Origin of the sequence: Streptomyces sp. NPDC051214, assembly GCF_040682375.1 — a bacterium.
Lineage (GTDB): Bacteria > Actinomycetota > Actinomycetes > Streptomycetales > Streptomycetaceae > Streptomyces.
Genome location: NZ_JBFBAT010000027.1, coordinates 49,363 through 63,465, shown reverse-complemented (window position 1 = coordinate 63,465; position 14,103 = coordinate 49,363). Strand labels below are relative to the sequence as shown.

Here is a 14,103-nt window from a genome sequence, read left to right as displayed (position 1 = left end):
GTTTCCGCAGGTCAGAGCCCTATTCACCCGACACTCCGCGGACTCCGTCCCACCTGCGGCGCCAATACAGTTGCGCATGGCGCCATGATGGTGCCAAGATGACGTCATGGACCTCACCCCGTATGTCGACACCCTCCGCCGTGAACTCGCGGTGGCCGCCGAAGCCGGCGGGGAAGAAGCCCGCGAGCTGGCCGACCGGCTCACCGCTCCCCTGGAGTCGGCGACCCGGCTGACCATGCTGAACGTGCTCTCGGCCGCGATGGACGAGATCACCCGCGAGCTCGCCCCCGGCTCCGTCGACGTACGGCTGCGCGGTCTCGACCCCGACTTCGTGGTGACGCTGCCGCCCACCGACAACGACACCCCCGCGGAATCGGCCACCCCCTACGAACCGCTCAAGGCGCAGGCGCCCGCGGAAGGCGACGAAGGCGGCACCGCCCGCGTCAACCTGCGCCTGCCCGCCCACCTCAAGGCCCGCGCCGAGGAGGCCGCGGGACGCGAGGGCCTTTCGGTCAACGCCTGGCTGATCCGCGCCGTCTCGGCCGCGGTCGACGGCGACGCCCGCCCCCGTACGACGCAGAAGACCCACACGATCGGACAGACCATCACCGGCTGGGTGCGCTGACCACGCCCCCGCGCCACACCCCTGCACAACACCCCGGCACCACACCCCGGCACCACCACCCAGCACCTCCCACCACTTCACTCACACCACGTCCCACCAGCAGGGACGCCCCAGAGACCCAAGAGGACGGGACAGCCATGCCTTCTTTCGACACTCCCGAATTGATCTCGGTCATGGCGCACGTGGGCGCCGGTTCCATCCGGTTCACCGCGAGCGACCGGCCCGACACCCTCGTCGAGGTCGCGGCCCAGGACCCGAAGAGGGACAAGGACGTGCGGGCCGCCGAGCAGACCGAGGTCACGTACGCGAGCGGCGTCCTGAGCATCAGGACGAAGGAGCGCCTCATGATCGGCCCCACCGGAGCCGTCGACGTGACGGTCGAACTGCCCACGGGCTCACACGTCGAGGTGGGCGGCTCCTGCCCCAGCGTGCTCGGCGAGGGCCGGCTCGGCGAGGTCCGCGTGAAGGCCTCGGTCGGCGATGTCCGCCTGGACACCGCGGGACCGCTTCAACTGACCGTCTCGCACGGCTCGATCACCGTCGAGCGGGTCCTGGGCACGGCCGAGATCACCACCAGCTCCGGCAACATCCGCGTCGGCCTCGTCGAGGGCTCCGCCACGCTGAAGAACTCGCACGGCAACACGACCGTCGGCGGCGCGACCGGCGACCTGCGGGTGAGCGGCGCCCACGGTGCCATCGACATCGCCCGCGCCGAGGGCTCGGTCACCGCGACCAACGCCTACGGCGCCCTGCGCATCGCCGAAGCCGCCCGCGGCACGGTCCAGTTGGAGACCAACTACGGCGCCATCGAGATCGGCATCCGCGAGGGCACGGCGGCCTGGCTCGACGCCGGCTCCGACAAGGGGCAGGTGCGCAACAGGCTCACCTCGTCCGACGGCCCGGACGATTCCGAGGAAACCGTCAAGATCCGGGCCCGCACCCGGCACGGCAACATCGACATCGTCCGCGCCCGCGCCCACGCCTGAGCGCCCCCGCAGACGACACCCGGCCCCCGGCCACCCGCGGCCACACCCACCCCCGCGACCCCCGCCACCCCCACCACTTCAGCCTTCGATCGGGAGGGCCCCATGCCTTCATCTGTCATGTTCACGTCCAGTCGGAACAACGGCAATCCGCCCCCGTCCGCCGTCTCCGCCGTCGGTCTGCGCAAGTCCTACGGCGACAAGACGGTCCTCGACGGCATCGATCTCCGTATCCCCGCCGGATCGGTGTTCGCGCTGCTCGGCCCGAACGGGGCGGGCAAGACCACCGCCGTGAAGATCCTCTCCACCCTCATCTCCGCCGACGGCGGCGAGGCCCAGGTAGCGGGCCACGACATCGCCGCCTCTCCGGACGGGGTCCGTGCCGCGATCGGCGTGACCGGGCAGTTCTCCGCGGTCGACGGGCTGATCACCGGCGAGGAGAACATGCTCCTCATGGCCGACCTGCACCACCTCTCGCGGGGCGAGGGACGCCGGGTCACCGCCGAACTCCTGGAACGCTTCGACCTCACCGACGCCGCCAAGAAGCCCGCATCCACCTACTCCGGTGGCATGAGGCGCCGCCTGGACATCGCCATGACCCTGGTCGGCGACCCGCGCATCATCTTCCTCGACGAACCCACCACCGGACTCGACCCGCGCTCCCGCCACAACATGTGGCAGATCATCCGCGAACTCGTCTCCGGCGGTGTCACCGTCTTCCTCACCACCCAGTACCTGGAAGAAGCCGACGAACTCGCCGACCGCATCGCCGTCCTCAACGACGGCAAAATCGCCGCCGAAGGCACCGCCGAAGAACTCAAGCGACTCATCCCCGGCGGCCACGTACGCCTGCGCTTCTCCGACCCCGACGCCTACCGGCACGCGAGCGGCGCCCTCACCGAAGCGACCCGTGACGACGAGGCCCTCACCCTGCAGTTGCCCAGCGACGGCACGCAGCGCGAACTGCGCTCCATCCTTGACTGGCTGGACTCCGCGGGCGTCGAGGCCGACGAACTCACCGTCCACACCCCCGACCTCGACGACGTCTTCTTCGCCCTGACCGGCCCCGCCGACGTCCCCGCGCAGCACGCCCAGACCAAGGAGAACGTCCGATGAGCTCCCTCTCCCTCGCCCTGCGCGACTCCTCCACGATGCTGCGCCGCAACCTCCTGCACGCCCGGCGCTACCCGTCCATGACCCTGCAGCTCCTGCTCACGCCGATCATGCTGCTGCTGCTCTTCGTCTACCTCTTCGGTGACGTGATGAGCGCGGGCATCGGCGGGGGCGGCGCGGACCGCGCCGAATACATCGCCTACATCGTCCCGGGCATCCTGCTGATGACCGTCGGCGGCGCCGTGGTCGGGACCGCGGTGTCCGTCTCCATGGACATGTCCGAGGGCATCATGGCCCGCTTCCGCACCATGGCCATCCACCGCGGGTCCGTGCTCATCGGGCACGTCGTCGGCAGTGTCCTTCAGTCGATCCTGAGCGTGATCTTCGTGGGCGCCGTCGGGGTGGCCATCGGCTTCCGCTCCACCGACGCCACCGTCCTGGAGTGGCTCGCCGCCTTCGGCCTGCTCGCCCTCTTCTCCCTGGCCCTCACCTGGGTTTCGGTCGGCATGGGCCTGGTCAGCCCGAACGCCGAGGCGGCCAGCAACAACGCGATGCCGATGATCCTGCTGCCGCTGTTCTCCAGCGCCTTCGTCCCCGTGGACTCCATGCCCGGCTGGTTCCGGCCGATCGCCGAGTACCAGCCCTTCACCCCCACCATCGAGACCCTGCGCGGCCTGCTCCTCGGCACCGAGATCGGCCACAACGGCTGGATCACCCTCGCCTGGTGCCTGGGACTGACCCTGCTCGGCTACTTCTGGGCGAAGGCGGTCTTCGAGCGCGACCCGAAGTGACCGTCCGGCCCGCTACCCCTCGCACCACAGACGTGCCCCCGCACTCAGCCACTGCTGAGTGCGGGGGCACGTTCGCCACGAGCGGGGGGACGTCAGGCGGCGACAGGCACCGGCTGCCGCTCGTCGGCGGGCTCGTCGAACGCGTCGAGTGGCGAAGCCGAAGCGTTCTCGTAGGCGTCACGGTCCAGGATCTTCTCGCGGGCGGCGACGATCACCGGGACGGCTGCCTGACCTGCGACGTTCGTGGCCGTGCGCATCATGTCCAGGATCGGGTCGATCGCGAGGAGCAGGCCCACGCCCTCCATCGGCAGGCCCAGCGTGGAGAGGGTCAGGGTCAGCATGACCGTGGCGCCCGTCAGGCCGGCCGTGGCCGCGGAACCGACCACCGAGACGAAGGCGATGAGCAGGTACTCCTTGATGCCCATCTGCACGTCGAAGATCTGCGCGACGAAGATCGCGGCGATGGCCGGGTAGATCGCGGCGCAGCCGTCCATCTTCGTGGTGGCACCGAACGGCACCGCGAAGGACGTGTACTCCTTCGGCACGCCGAGGCGCTCGGTGACCTTCTGGGTGACCGGCATCGTGCCGACCGAGGAGCGCGAGACGAAGGCCAGCTGGATCGCGGGCCAGGCACCCTTGAAGAACTGCAGCGGGTTGACCTTGGCGACCGTGGAGAGCAGCAGCGGGTAGACGCCGAACATCACCAGGGCGCAACCGACGTAGATGTCGACGGTGAACGTCGCGTACTTGCTGATCAGGTCCCAGCCGTAGTCGGCGATGGCGAAGCCGATGAGGCCGATGGTGCCGATCGGCGAGAGCTTGATGACCCACCACAGGGCCTTCTGGAGCAGCGCGAGCACGGACTCGCTGAGGTCCAGGATCGGCTGCGCCTTGTCACCGATCTTCAGTACGGCGATACCGGCGACGGCGGCCATGAAGACGATCTGCAGGACGTTGAGCTCGGTGAACGGCGTGACGACGTCCGTCGGGATGATCCCGGTGAGGAAGTCGATCCAGGAGCCCGAGGTCTCCGGCTTGGCGCCGTCCTTCGGGGTCAGGCCGGTGCCGGCGCCCGGGTTCGTGAGGAGCCCGATCGCGAGGCCGATGACGACCGCGATCAGCGACGTGATCATGAACCAGACCAGCGTCTGCGAGGCGAGCCGCGCCGCGTTGTTGACCTTGCGCAGGTTGGTGATCGACACCAGGATCGCGAAGAAGACGAGCGGGGCGACCGCCAGCTTCAGGAGGCCGATGAAGGTGCTTCCGACCTTGTCCAGGGTGGTGACGAGCCAGGACACGTCCTGGCTGCGCGCCAGCCAGCCGAGCAGGACACCGAGGACCAGACCGCCGAGGATCTGGGCCCAGAACGGCAGCTTGAGGAATCTGGGTATCCGGGAGCCGGACTTCGGCTGCTCGACCTTGTCGGCCGGGGATACGGGGGAGTTCGCGGACACGGACACACTCCGGGTAAGGGCGGGGGGACGTGAGGGAGCGGCGACCGCGAGGGGTCAGACGGAACGGCCTTGAGGGCGCCGCTGCAATGCAGATGTCACTTGATGCTTGTCGTCGCGCTGCGCGCCATGGCTCAGCGAGAACTCAGGGGCGGCGACGACAGGCCGCGGACATGCAGCGGCAGAGATCGACATGCAGGCGCGCCACGAGCGGGACGCTCATGGGGATGCGGTGCGCGGCTGCTGTCTTCATGTCGAACACGTTAACACTTGAACTTTGAGAACATCAAAGGTCTTGTTTGAGGTAGACGAGGCCAATCACAGGCCGAGTGCTGCCCGGGACGCACGAAACCCCGGTCCGGAGCAGACGCTCCGGTACCGGGGTCGACGTATGTGTGACGAACGTTACGGCTTCGCGCGGGCGGAGTCGTCGGCGAGGTCCTCCATGGTGCGGTTCGCCTCCAGGTTGGCCTTGGTGCGCTCGACGCGCTCGACGACCTGGACCGAGGCCCGGTCCCGCTCCTTGCGCAGCACCACGAAGCTGATGGGCGCGGAGATGACGAGGGCGAGCAGCAGAACCCAGAGGAGGTTGGAGTCCCCGAGCCCCTTGGGCAGGGCGCCGACGTAGACAAGTCCCCAGACCGCGAAAAAGCAGCCCACGAAGACCCCGAGGCGCATCAGCGTGTAGCGGAGCATGTCAATCCACTCTTCCGTTCCGAAATGGCCCGAGTAGGACGAGCCACTCCAGTGAAGCATGGGAGGGGTCGCGCCCGGCAAGGGGGTGAGCCCTCATCCGAGCGGGAGCAGCATCGTGATGTCGTCGCGGTCGTCGCCGGGGGCGACGCGGATCGCGCCGGGCACCCGCCCGACCTCCTTGTACCCGCAGGACTCGTAGAACCGGTCGACTCCCGTGCCGCCGCGGCAGGTCAGCCGGATCGCCTCGATGCCGTCGATCCCATGGGCGGCGTCGGCCGCGGCCGCCATGAGGTCGCGGCCGTAGCCCTTGCCCTGGTGCCTGGGGTGCACCATCACGACGTACAGCCAGATCCAGTGCTTCATCAGCCGGTGGGTGTTGTACGTGAGGAAGGCGGTCGCGGCGACGGCGCCGTCCTCGTCGTATCCGACGAGGAGCCGGGTGTCTCCCTGGCTGAGCTGGGTCAGGCGCTTGAGCCACTCGGGCCGGATGTCGTCGACCGTCACGGGCGGTACGAATCCGACGGCTCCGCCGGCGTTGGACACGTCGGCCCAGAGGGCGAGGACGCCGTCGCGGAGGGCGGGATCGATCTCCGGGTCGAGCCGGAAGGTAAGTGCCATAGGGCCAGATTAACTATTACCGGCCGCACGCCTCAACCACATTCCGCATGCCGGACAACGCGACGAGCCCCGGCCTGGAGGGGCCGGGGCTCGTCGTCCGTGCGTCAGGCCGTCAGACCCGCATGGCCTGCGGGGTCTCACGCAGCGCCAGGTCGGGACCGTCGTACTCACGGATCGACTCGTAGCGTGTGTTCCGCTCGACCGGGCGGAAGCCCGCCTCGCGGATGAGGTCGAGCAGGTCCTCACGCGTCAGCTTGTTCGGCGTACCGAAGTTGTCCGCGTCGTGCGTGATCTTGTACTCGACGACCGAGCCGTCCATGTCGTCCGCGCCGTGCTGCAGCGCGAGCTGCGTGGTCTGCAGGCCGTGCATGACCCAGAAGACCTTGACGTGCGGGACGTTGTCGAAGAGGAGACGCGAGACCGCGAAGGTCTTCAGGGCCTCGGCGCCCGACGCCATGGTCGTGCGCGCCTGGAGGCGGTTCCTGACCTTGCCGTCCTTCATGTCCACGAAGTCGTGCTGGTAGCGCAGCGGGATGAAGACCTGGAACCCGCCGGTCTCGTCCTGGAGTTCACGCAGCCGAAGGACGTGGTCGACCCGGTGCCTGGGCTCCTCGATGTGGCCGTACAGCATCGTGCACGGGGTCTTGAGACCTTTCTGGTGCGCGAGGCGGTGGATGCGCGACCAGTCCTCCCAGTGGGTGCGGTGGTCCACGATGTGCTGGCGGACCTCCCAGTCGAAGATCTCCGCGCCGCCGCCGGTCAGCGACTCCAGGCCCGCCTCGATCAGCTCGTCGAGGATGTCGGAGGCCGACATCCCCGAGATCGTCTCGAAGTGGTGGATCTCCGTGGCCGTGAACGCCTTCAGGGACACGTCCGGGAGCGCCTTCTTGAGCTCGCTCAGCGAACGCGGGTAGTAGCGCCACGGCAGGTTGGGGTGCAGGCCGTTGACGATGTGCAGCTCGGTGAGGTTCTCGCCCTCCATCGCCTTGGCGAGGCGGACGGCCTCCTCGATGCGCATCGTGTACGCGTCCTTCTCGCCCGGCTTGCGCTGGAACGAGCAGTACGCGCACGAGGCGGTGCACACGTTGGTCATGTTGAGGTGGCGGTTGACGTTGAAGTGCACGACGTCGCCGTTCTTGCGCGTGCGCACCTCGTGGGCGAGGCCGCCGAGCCAGGCCAGGTCGTCCGACTCGTAGAGCGCGATGCCGTCCTCGCGGGACAGCCGCTCGCCGCCCCGGACCTTCTGCTCAAGTTCGCGCTTGAGACCTGCGTCCATGCCTCGCCCTTACCTCTCCCTGCGACCCACCACAAACCTCCGCCCACGGTACGCCCCGGAGGTCACTCCTCCTCCGGCAGCTCCCCGACCCGGTTCTCCCACTTCGTGGAGAGCACGATCGTCGTACGCGTCCTGGAGACGCCCTTCGTGCCGCTCAGCCTGCGGATCGTCTTCTCCAGGCCGTCCACGTCCGTGGCCCGGATCTTGAGCATGTACGAGTCGTCGCCCGCGATGAACCAGCAGTCCTCGATCTCGTGCAGGTCCTTCAGGCGCCGCGCCACGTCCTCGTGGTCGGCGGCGTCCGAGAGGGAGATGCCGATGAGGGCGATGACGCCCAGGCCGAGCGAGGCGGAGTCGACGGTCGCGCGGTAGCCGGTGATGACGCCCGCCGCCTCGAGGCGGTTGATCCGGTCCGTGACGCTCGGGCCGGAGAGGCCGACGAGCCGGCCCAGTTCGGCGTACGAGGCCCTGCCGTTCTCGCGCAGAGCCTGGATGAGCTGCCTGTCCACGGCGTCCATAGGTGCGATGCCTTTCATTATTCAGCGATACCGCGAGTCTATGTGTAGAAACTAAGGCACAACAGGGTTGAACCCTGTGAATCTTTGGAATCTCCGCCGATCGGCAAGGATTCTTCGAGCATGCGCGAGCTGCAGAGAAGCGCTAGTCCCCCGAAGGGGCCGAGCCTCCGCCGAGCTCTCCCTTCCAGCGGCGGTACAGCTGGTGCGGCACCCCCGCCGCGTCGAGCGTCCGCCCGGCGACGAAGTCCACCAGATCCTGGATGTGCGTCGCCCCCGCGTAGAACGCCGGAGAGGCGGGCAGCACGATCGCGCCCGCCTCGTCCAGCGTCACCAAGTGCTTCAGCGTCTGTCCGTTCAGCGGCGTCTCGCGCACACAGACGACGAGTCGCCTGCCTTCCTTGAGCGTCACGCTCGCCGACCGCTGCAGCAGATCCTTCGAGAGCCCCAGCGCCACCCCGGCCACACACGCCGTGGACGCGGGCACGATCAGCATCCCCTTGGTCGCGTACGACCCCGAGGAAGGCCCGGCTGCCAGGTCCCCGGCCGCCCAGTACCGCACGTCGTCCACCGGCACGTCGAAGGTCGCCGGCTTGCCGTCGGCGCCACGGCCGAGCCACTCCCGCAGGTCTTCCTGCCAGTGCGCGTCCCGGAAGGCGATGCCCGTCTCGTCGAGGATCGTCAGCCGCGAGGCCCGCGAGACCACCAGGTCGACGCTCTCCCCCGCCGCGAGCAGTGCCCGCAGCACTGCGGCGGCATACGGGGTCCCCGAGGCCCCCGACACCCCCACGATCCAAGGCTTACGCTGCGTGTCTCCTGGCTTCACACCGTGAGCCTAGACGGTCAGTCCGCGCATCAGCAGATCGAGCAGCGCGCAGACGAAGAGCGCGATGCCGATGAAGCCGTTGACCTGGAAGAAGGCGCGGTTGAGCCGGGAGAGGTCGTGCGGCTTCACGATCGAGTGCTCGTACACGAACGCGCCCGCCACGACCGCGAGGCCGAGCCAGAGGAACGGGCCCGCGCCGGTGTCGGCGGCGTACCAGACGAACAGCGCCGTGGTCACCAGGTGGCAACCGCGCGCCCCCCAGATGGCCTTGGCGATGCCGAACCGTGCGGGCACCGACTTCACGCCGACCTCGCGGTCCGTCTCCACGTCCTGGCAGGCGTAGATCAGGTCGAAGCCGCCGATCCAGACGCCGACCGCGAGGCCGAGGATGACCGCCTGCCCCGACCACTCGCCCGTGACCGCGATCCACGCGCCGACCGGGCCCATCGCCTGGGCGATGCCGAGGATCGCCTGCGGGAAGTTCGTGAACCGCTTGCCGTAGGGATAGACGACCATCGGGATCACCGCGACGGGCGCGAGCGCCAGACACAGCGGGTTGAGCAGGGCGGCGGCGCCGAGGAACACGACGAGCGCGATCAGCGCCCCGGTCCAGGCGGACTTCACCGACACCGCGCCCGTGACGAGCTCGCGGTGGGCGGTCCTCGGGTTACGGGCGTCGATCTCCCGGTCGATGATGCGGTTGGCGGCCATGGCAAACGTCCGCAGGCCGACCATGCAGATGGTGACCAGGAGCAGCCGCCCCCAGTGGATGTTCTCGTCCATCTGGAACATCGCGGTCAGGGCGGCGATGTAGGCGAAGGGCAGGGCGAAGACCGAGTGCTCGATCATGACCAGGCGCAGGAACGCCTTGACCTTGCCGGGCGGTGCGGGCTCGGGCCCGAAGAGTTCCGGGGTCGCTGAATCAGCACTCATCTTTAGAGCCCGTACTCCTTCCAGCGGCGGTCGACCTTCGACGCCGTCTCCGGGTCGGACTCGACCATGTCCGGCCAGCCCCCGTCCCGGGTGTAGCCCTCTTCGGGCAGCTTCTTCGTCGCGTCGATGCCCGCCTTGCCGCCCCAGAACTGCTGGTAGGAGGCGTGGTCGAGGTGGTCGACGGGACCTTCGGCCACCGTCAGGTCGCGCGCGTAGTCGGTGTTGCCGAGCGCGCGCCAGGACACTTCGTGCAGGTCATGGACGTCGCAGTCCTTGTCCACGACCACGATCAGCTTGGTCAGGGACATCATGTGGGCGCCCCAGATGGCGTGCATGACCTTCTGCGCGTGCTTGGGGTACTTCTTGTCGATCGAGACAATCGCGCAGTTGTGGAAGCCGCCGGACTCCGGCAGGTGGTAGTCGACGATGTCCGGGACGATCACCTTGAGGAGCGGCAAGAAGAAGCGCTCGGTGGCGCGGCCGAGGGGGCCGTCCTCCGTCGGCGGGCGTCCCACCACGATCGACTGGAGCAGCGGACGCTTCCGCATCGTCACGCAGTCGATCTTCAGCGCCGGGAAGTCCTCCTGCGGCGTGTAGAAGCCGGTGTGGTCGCCGAAGGGGCCCTCGGGGAGCATCTCGCCCGGCTCGAGCCAGCCCTCGATGACGACCTCGGCGTGCGCGGGGACCTGGAGCGGGACCGTCTTGCAGTCGACCATCTCCACGCGCTTGCCCTGGATGAACCCGGCCAGCATGTACTCGTCCATGTCGCCCGGCAGCGGCGCGGTGGAGGCGTACGTGACGGCGGGCGGACAGCCGAAGGCGATCGCGACCGGGAGCTTCTCGCCCCTGCGGGCGGCCACCTGGTAGTGGTTGCGGCTGTCCTTGTGGATCTGCCAGTGCATGCCGATGGTGCGCTTGTCGTGGCGCTGCAGGCGGTACAGACCGAGGTTGCGGACGCCGGTGTCCGGGTCCTTGGTGTGGGTCAGACCGAGGTTGAAGAAGGAGCCGCCGTCCTCGGGCCAGGTGAAGAGCGCGGGCAGCTTCTCCAGGTCGACGTCGTCGCCGGTGAGCACGACCTCCTGCACGGGCGCGTTGTCGGACTTCACCTTCTTCGGCGGCACGTGCGTCATCGCGCCGAGCTTCCCGAAGGCCTCGCGCACGCCGACGAAGCCGTGCGGCAGCTCCGGCTTGAGCAGGCCGCCGATCTTGTCGCTGATCTCGCTGTACGACTTCAGGCCGAGCGCCTTCAACAGGCGGCGGTCCGTCCCGTACACGTTCATCGCGAGGGGCATCGCCGAGCCGCGCACGTTCTCGAAGAGGAGCGCGGGGCCGCCGGCCTTCTGGACGCGGTCGGTGATCTCGCCGACCTCCAGGTACGGATCGACCTCGGCCTTGATGCGCTTGAGATCGCCCTCGCGCTCCAGTGCACGGAGCAGGGAGCGAAGATCGTCATAAGCCATGCGGTCAAGTATCGGTCACCGGCTACCCTGGCCCGGACAGCGGGGCCCGCACCGCGCCCCTCCTTCGTCGCTTGGGGAATCGCGCAACCATGCTCAGGTATCTGCCGTTCCTGCTGGTCCTGGCCGTGTGGATCTATGCCTTCATCGATGTCCTGAACACTCCGGAGAAGGAGGTCAGGCATCTGCCGAAGGTGGTCTGGGTCATCATCGTGCTGCTCTTCGGCGAGGTTCTCCTCGGCCCGATCGCCTGGTTCGTCACGGGCAAGGTGCGCAAGACGCCCGCCGCCGGGGGTGGCCCTCGCGCCGGGCGCGGCGGACAGTGGGTGGCACCGGACGACAACCCCGAGTTCCTGAAGTCGCTCAGGGACGAGGACCCGGACGAGAAGAAGCGGGACAGGGGAAGCGAGGGCTGATGGAGCTTCGGCTGCTCGTCACCTTCGAGAAGGTCGCGACCGTGCTCAGCTTCACGCAGGCCGCCGCCGAGCTGAAGTACGCCCAGTCCAGCGTCACCAGCCAGATCCGCTCCCTGGAGTCCTCGCTCGGCGCCGAGCTCTTCGACCGGCTCGGCAGCCGCATCCGCCTCACGGAGGCGGGCGAGCGCCTGCTTCCCTACGCCCGGCAGATCATCGAACTCGCGGACGAGGCACGGTCGGCGGTCGTCGACGCCGGGGAGCCGAGCGGCGCCATCGCGGTCGGCACGATGGAGTCCCTGACGTCCTACCGGCTGCCCCCGCTGCTCGAACTCTTCCACCACCGCTACCCCAAGGTGCAGCTCTCCCTGCGCCCCACGCTGGGCGACGAGACCCGCCACGCGCTGCGGCAGGGGACGTACGACGTGGGGTTCCTGATGGAGCGGGAGACCGAGCACGCGGGCCTGGAGACCGAGGTCCTCGCCGAGGAGCCGCTGGTCCTGGTCTGCGCGCCGACGCATCCGCTGGCCGCGCTGGGGGCGGACTCGCTCGCCACGGGTGATCTGGCGGCGGTCCAGCTGGTCGGCACGGAGCCGGGCTGCCCCTACCGGGATCTGTTCGAGGACGAGCTGCGGACGCGCAACGGCTCCCCGCCGCCCTTCATGGAGTTCGGCACGATCGAGGCCACCAAGCGTGGGGTCGCCGGTGGCCTCGGGGTGGCGCTGCTGCCGCGGATGGCGGTGCGGGACGAGCTGGCGTCGGGGGTGCTCGTCGCGCTGCCGTGGGAGCCGCCCTTCGTCCTGCACACGCAGCTGGCGTGGCGCTCGGGCAAGCGGCTTCCGGCCCATGTGCGGCTGTTCATCGACCAGTCGGTACGGCTGGTGCGGGAGCAGGCAGCGGAGTACGCGAACCAGCGCTCACGCGGGGCGACTTGGAGCGGTTGACCTTGAGGCTCGCGAGGACGATGAGCGGTACGCCGAGCGCCTGCACCAGGCCGATGTGGTGCCCGTAGACGGCCCAGTCGGCGACCATCGCGACCGCCGGGTAGGTGAAGGCGAGTACGGCGATCTTGGCGGTGGGCAGCTTCGCGTACGCCGCGTACATCAGGACGTACATCAGGCCGGTGTGGATGACCCCGAGCCCGACGAGCCAGCCCCACCCCGCGCCCGTCCCGCTCATCGCACCGAAGTCCGCGAAGGGCAGCAACAGCGGGATGCCGACCAGAACCTGGACCAGGGCGATCAGGTGGGGCCGCACCCCGGTGATGCGCTTGGTGACGAGGGTGGAGAGGCCGTAGAGCAGCGCGGCCAGGAGGGCGAAGCCGATGCCGGTGAGCGAGCCGAGGTCACCGGGCCGCACTCCGGAGACGAGGACGAGCCCGGCGAACGCGATTGCCAGCCACATCAGTTGATGCCTGGTCAGCCGCTCACGGAAGATGACGGCGCTCATCAGCACGAGCAGGAACGGCTGCGTGTGGTAGACGACGGTGGCCAGGGAGATCGAGGTCTCCTCGTACGCCTTGAAGAGGAACACCCAGTTGAAGACGATGAACGCGCCGCCGAGCGCGGCGAGTCCGAGCTTCTTCGGGGTGAGGCCGTGGCCGCGGAAGTAGCCGCGGGCGAAGGCGTAGGCCCCTAGGGCAAGGGCGCCGAACAGCACGCGGAAGAACACGACGTTGAAGGCCGACGCGCCCGACTCGACGACGAAGATCCCGAGGGTGCCGGAGAGCACCATCGCGGCGGTGAGCTGGGCCGTGCCCTTGTTCTCTGAGGTCATGCCATGAAGCTACGAGCGGGCGTATGCCCTGGTCCACGCGCCAGTGGGGCGTCCTGCCGATGGGGTCATCGGCGGAAACGATGGACCAAGGTCACGGAGCCGTTCAGCTCTGCTGATACTGCTGATACGTCTCACGAAGCTCCCGCCAGGGGTCGAGACTCCACGTCGACCAGTCCTTGGGATGTCCGTCGAGCGCGTCGACGAGGAACTCGAAGTGGTGGTGCCAGCCGGCGAGACAGTCGAGGCGCAGCTCGTCGTCGCCCTCGAACTCGTTGGTGAACCGCAGGGTGGTCCCGGCCTTCCCCTCGGCCGCCTCCAGATGGAAGCGGCACCGGCCGTGCAGGTCGATCGTGTACTCGACGATCCGCTCCGGCTCCCACGCGGTGACGGTCCCGGAGTGGGTGGCCGACTGGTCGCCGTTGAGCCAACGCAACGACACGGCCCCACCGAGCCGTGGCTCCCACACATCGGCGGCGGCCAGCCACCCCGGAAGCCCCTCCGGGGTGGCCACCGCCGCCCAGACCTTGTCCACAGGGTGGGGAAGATGAAGCTCATAGCCGAGATGCTGCCGTGAACCATTGGTCCGGCTCGTACCCTGCCCGATCGTCGCACTCATACCCCAAGCCTCAC

The 14,103-nt window shown here is 68.7% G+C and carries 16 protein-coding genes; 6 read left to right on the top strand and 10 right to left on the bottom strand.

The window, feature by feature from the left end; all coding sequences use genetic code 11:
- Positions 1 to 106 precede the first annotated feature (106 nt).
- The 4 genes from AB0M70_RS41475 (at position 107) to AB0M70_RS41460 (ending at position 3,512) form a co-directional block, all read left to right on the top strand.
- Positions 107 to 625: a hypothetical protein gene (locus AB0M70_RS41475; protein WP_365828924.1), complete on the top strand. Its 519-nt coding sequence runs from the start codon at positions 107 to 109 to the stop codon at positions 623 to 625.
- Between the two features lie 137 nt (positions 626 to 762).
- Positions 763 to 1,611 (top strand): DUF4097 family beta strand repeat-containing protein, encoded by an 849-nt coding sequence (locus AB0M70_RS41470; RefSeq protein ID WP_365828922.1) that lies wholly within the window; start codon positions 763 to 765, stop codon positions 1,609 to 1,611.
- A gap of 117 nt (positions 1,612 to 1,728) precedes the next feature.
- Complete coding sequence (locus AB0M70_RS41465) at positions 1,729 to 2,724, top strand: ATP-binding cassette domain-containing protein (RefSeq protein ID WP_365828969.1); 996 nt, start codon at positions 1,729 to 1,731, stop codon at positions 2,722 to 2,724.
- Positions 2,721 to 3,512: an ABC transporter permease gene (locus AB0M70_RS41460; protein ID WP_365828920.1), complete on the top strand. Its 792-nt coding sequence runs from the start codon at positions 2,721 to 2,723 to the stop codon at positions 3,510 to 3,512. Before AB0M70_RS41465 ends, AB0M70_RS41460 begins: the two co-directional genes overlap by 4 nt.
- Positions 3,513 to 3,604: 92 nt before the next feature.
- Here the strand turns inward: AB0M70_RS41460 and AB0M70_RS41455 are convergent, their stop codons facing one another.
- The 8 genes from AB0M70_RS41455 to AB0M70_RS41420 form a co-directional block, all read right to left on the bottom strand.
- The gene (locus AB0M70_RS41455; RefSeq protein ID WP_365828918.1) at positions 3,605 to 4,966 is read right to left on the bottom strand and encodes a dicarboxylate/amino acid:cation symporter; all 1,362 of its coding nucleotides are present in this window, start codon (positions 4,964 to 4,966) and stop codon (positions 3,605 to 3,607) included.
- A gap of 402 nt (positions 4,967 to 5,368) precedes the next feature.
- Complete coding sequence (locus AB0M70_RS41450) at positions 5,369 to 5,659, bottom strand: DUF4229 domain-containing protein (RefSeq protein WP_363212828.1); 291 nt, start codon at positions 5,657 to 5,659, stop codon at positions 5,369 to 5,371.
- A gap of 93 nt (positions 5,660 to 5,752) precedes the next feature.
- Complete coding sequence (locus tag AB0M70_RS41445; RefSeq protein WP_365828916.1) at positions 5,753 to 6,277, bottom strand: GNAT family N-acetyltransferase; 525 nt, start codon at positions 6,275 to 6,277, stop codon at positions 5,753 to 5,755.
- 112 nt (positions 6,278 to 6,389) lie between these two features.
- Positions 6,390 to 7,553: an aminofutalosine synthase MqnE gene (gene mqnE / locus AB0M70_RS41440; RefSeq protein ID WP_365828914.1), complete on the bottom strand. Its 1,164-nt coding sequence runs from the start codon at positions 7,551 to 7,553 to the stop codon at positions 6,390 to 6,392.
- Between the two features lie 62 nt (positions 7,554 to 7,615).
- The gene (locus AB0M70_RS41435; protein WP_365828967.1) at positions 7,616 to 8,071 is read right to left on the bottom strand and encodes an Lrp/AsnC family transcriptional regulator; all 456 of its coding nucleotides are present in this window, start codon (positions 8,069 to 8,071) and stop codon (positions 7,616 to 7,618) included.
- A gap of 142 nt (positions 8,072 to 8,213) precedes the next feature.
- Entirely contained in the window at positions 8,214 to 8,894 is a 681-nt protein-coding gene (locus AB0M70_RS41430) for a UbiX family flavin prenyltransferase (RefSeq protein ID WP_363212831.1), read from the bottom strand.
- 9 nt (positions 8,895 to 8,903) lie between these two features.
- On the bottom strand, positions 8,904 to 9,827 hold the full coding sequence (gene mqnP / locus AB0M70_RS41425; RefSeq protein ID WP_365828912.1) for a menaquinone biosynthesis prenyltransferase MqnP: 924 nt from the start codon (positions 9,825 to 9,827) through the stop codon (positions 8,904 to 8,906).
- 2 nt (positions 9,828 to 9,829) lie between these two features.
- Positions 9,830 to 11,287, bottom strand: a complete 1,458-nt coding sequence (locus AB0M70_RS41420) for a menaquinone biosynthesis decarboxylase (protein WP_365828910.1) — start codon at positions 11,285 to 11,287, stop codon at positions 9,830 to 9,832.
- A gap of 89 nt (positions 11,288 to 11,376) precedes the next feature.
- Here AB0M70_RS41420 and AB0M70_RS41415 point away from each other — a divergent pair, with 89 nt between their 5' ends.
- Both AB0M70_RS41415 and AB0M70_RS41410 read left to right on the top strand, forming a co-directional pair.
- Positions 11,377 to 11,700, top strand: coding sequence for a PLD nuclease N-terminal domain-containing protein (locus AB0M70_RS41415; RefSeq protein WP_365828908.1), 324 nt, complete (start codon positions 11,377 to 11,379; stop codon positions 11,698 to 11,700).
- Positions 11,700 to 12,641 carry a LysR family transcriptional regulator gene (locus AB0M70_RS41410; RefSeq protein WP_365828906.1) on the top strand — a complete coding sequence of 314 codons (942 nt, stop codon included), beginning with the start codon at positions 11,700 to 11,702 and terminating at the stop codon, positions 12,639 to 12,641. Before AB0M70_RS41415 ends, AB0M70_RS41410 begins: the two co-directional genes overlap by 1 nt.
- Here the strand turns inward: AB0M70_RS41410 and AB0M70_RS41405 are convergent.
- On the bottom strand, positions 12,556 to 13,473 hold the full coding sequence (locus tag AB0M70_RS41405; protein WP_365828904.1) for a DMT family transporter: 918 nt from the start codon (positions 13,471 to 13,473) through the stop codon (positions 12,556 to 12,558). The two genes, AB0M70_RS41410 and AB0M70_RS41405, sit on opposite strands and share 86 nt — an antisense overlap.
- 103 nt (positions 13,474 to 13,576) lie before the next feature.
- Positions 13,577 to 14,089 (bottom strand): SRPBCC domain-containing protein, encoded by a 513-nt coding sequence (locus AB0M70_RS41400; RefSeq protein ID WP_365828902.1) that lies wholly within the window; start codon positions 14,087 to 14,089, stop codon positions 13,577 to 13,579.
- Positions 14,090 to 14,103: the final 14 nt, after the last annotated feature.

Coding starts and splice junctions, on each gene's coding strand:
- AB0M70_RS41475 (WP_365828924.1), top strand. CDS start 107: ATGGACCTCACCCCGTATGTCGACACCCTCCGCCGTGAACTCGCGGTG.
- AB0M70_RS41470 (WP_365828922.1), top strand. CDS start 763: ATGCCTTCTTTCGACACTCCCGAATTGATCTCGGTCATGGCGCACGTG.
- AB0M70_RS41465 (WP_365828969.1), top strand. CDS start 1,729: ATGTTCACGTCCAGTCGGAACAACGGCAATCCGCCCCCGTCCGCCGTC.
- AB0M70_RS41460 (WP_365828920.1), top strand. CDS start 2,721: ATGAGCTCCCTCTCCCTCGCCCTGCGCGACTCCTCCACGATGCTGCGC.
- AB0M70_RS41450 (WP_363212828.1), bottom strand. CDS start 5,659: ATGCTCCGCTACACGCTGATGCGCCTCGGGGTCTTCGTGGGCTGCTTT.
- AB0M70_RS41445 (WP_365828916.1), bottom strand. CDS start 6,277: ATGGCACTTACCTTCCGGCTCGACCCGGAGATCGATCCCGCCCTCCGC.
- mqnE (WP_365828914.1), bottom strand. CDS start 7,553: ATGGACGCAGGTCTCAAGCGCGAACTTGAGCAGAAGGTCCGGGGCGGC.
- AB0M70_RS41435 (WP_365828967.1), bottom strand. CDS start 8,071: ATGGACGCCGTGGACAGGCAGCTCATCCAGGCTCTGCGCGAGAACGGC.
- mqnP (WP_365828912.1), bottom strand. CDS start 9,827: ATGAGTGCTGATTCAGCGACCCCGGAACTCTTCGGGCCCGAGCCCGCA.
- AB0M70_RS41420 (WP_365828910.1), bottom strand. CDS start 11,287: ATGGCTTATGACGATCTTCGCTCCCTGCTCCGTGCACTGGAGCGCGAG.
- AB0M70_RS41415 (WP_365828908.1), top strand. CDS start 11,377: ATGCTCAGGTATCTGCCGTTCCTGCTGGTCCTGGCCGTGTGGATCTAT.
- AB0M70_RS41410 (WP_365828906.1), top strand. CDS start 11,700: ATGGAGCTTCGGCTGCTCGTCACCTTCGAGAAGGTCGCGACCGTGCTC.
- AB0M70_RS41405 (WP_365828904.1), bottom strand. CDS start 13,473: ATGACCTCAGAGAACAAGGGCACGGCCCAGCTCACCGCCGCGATGGTG.
- AB0M70_RS41400 (WP_365828902.1), bottom strand. CDS start 14,089: ATGAGTGCGACGATCGGGCAGGGTACGAGCCGGACCAATGGTTCACGG.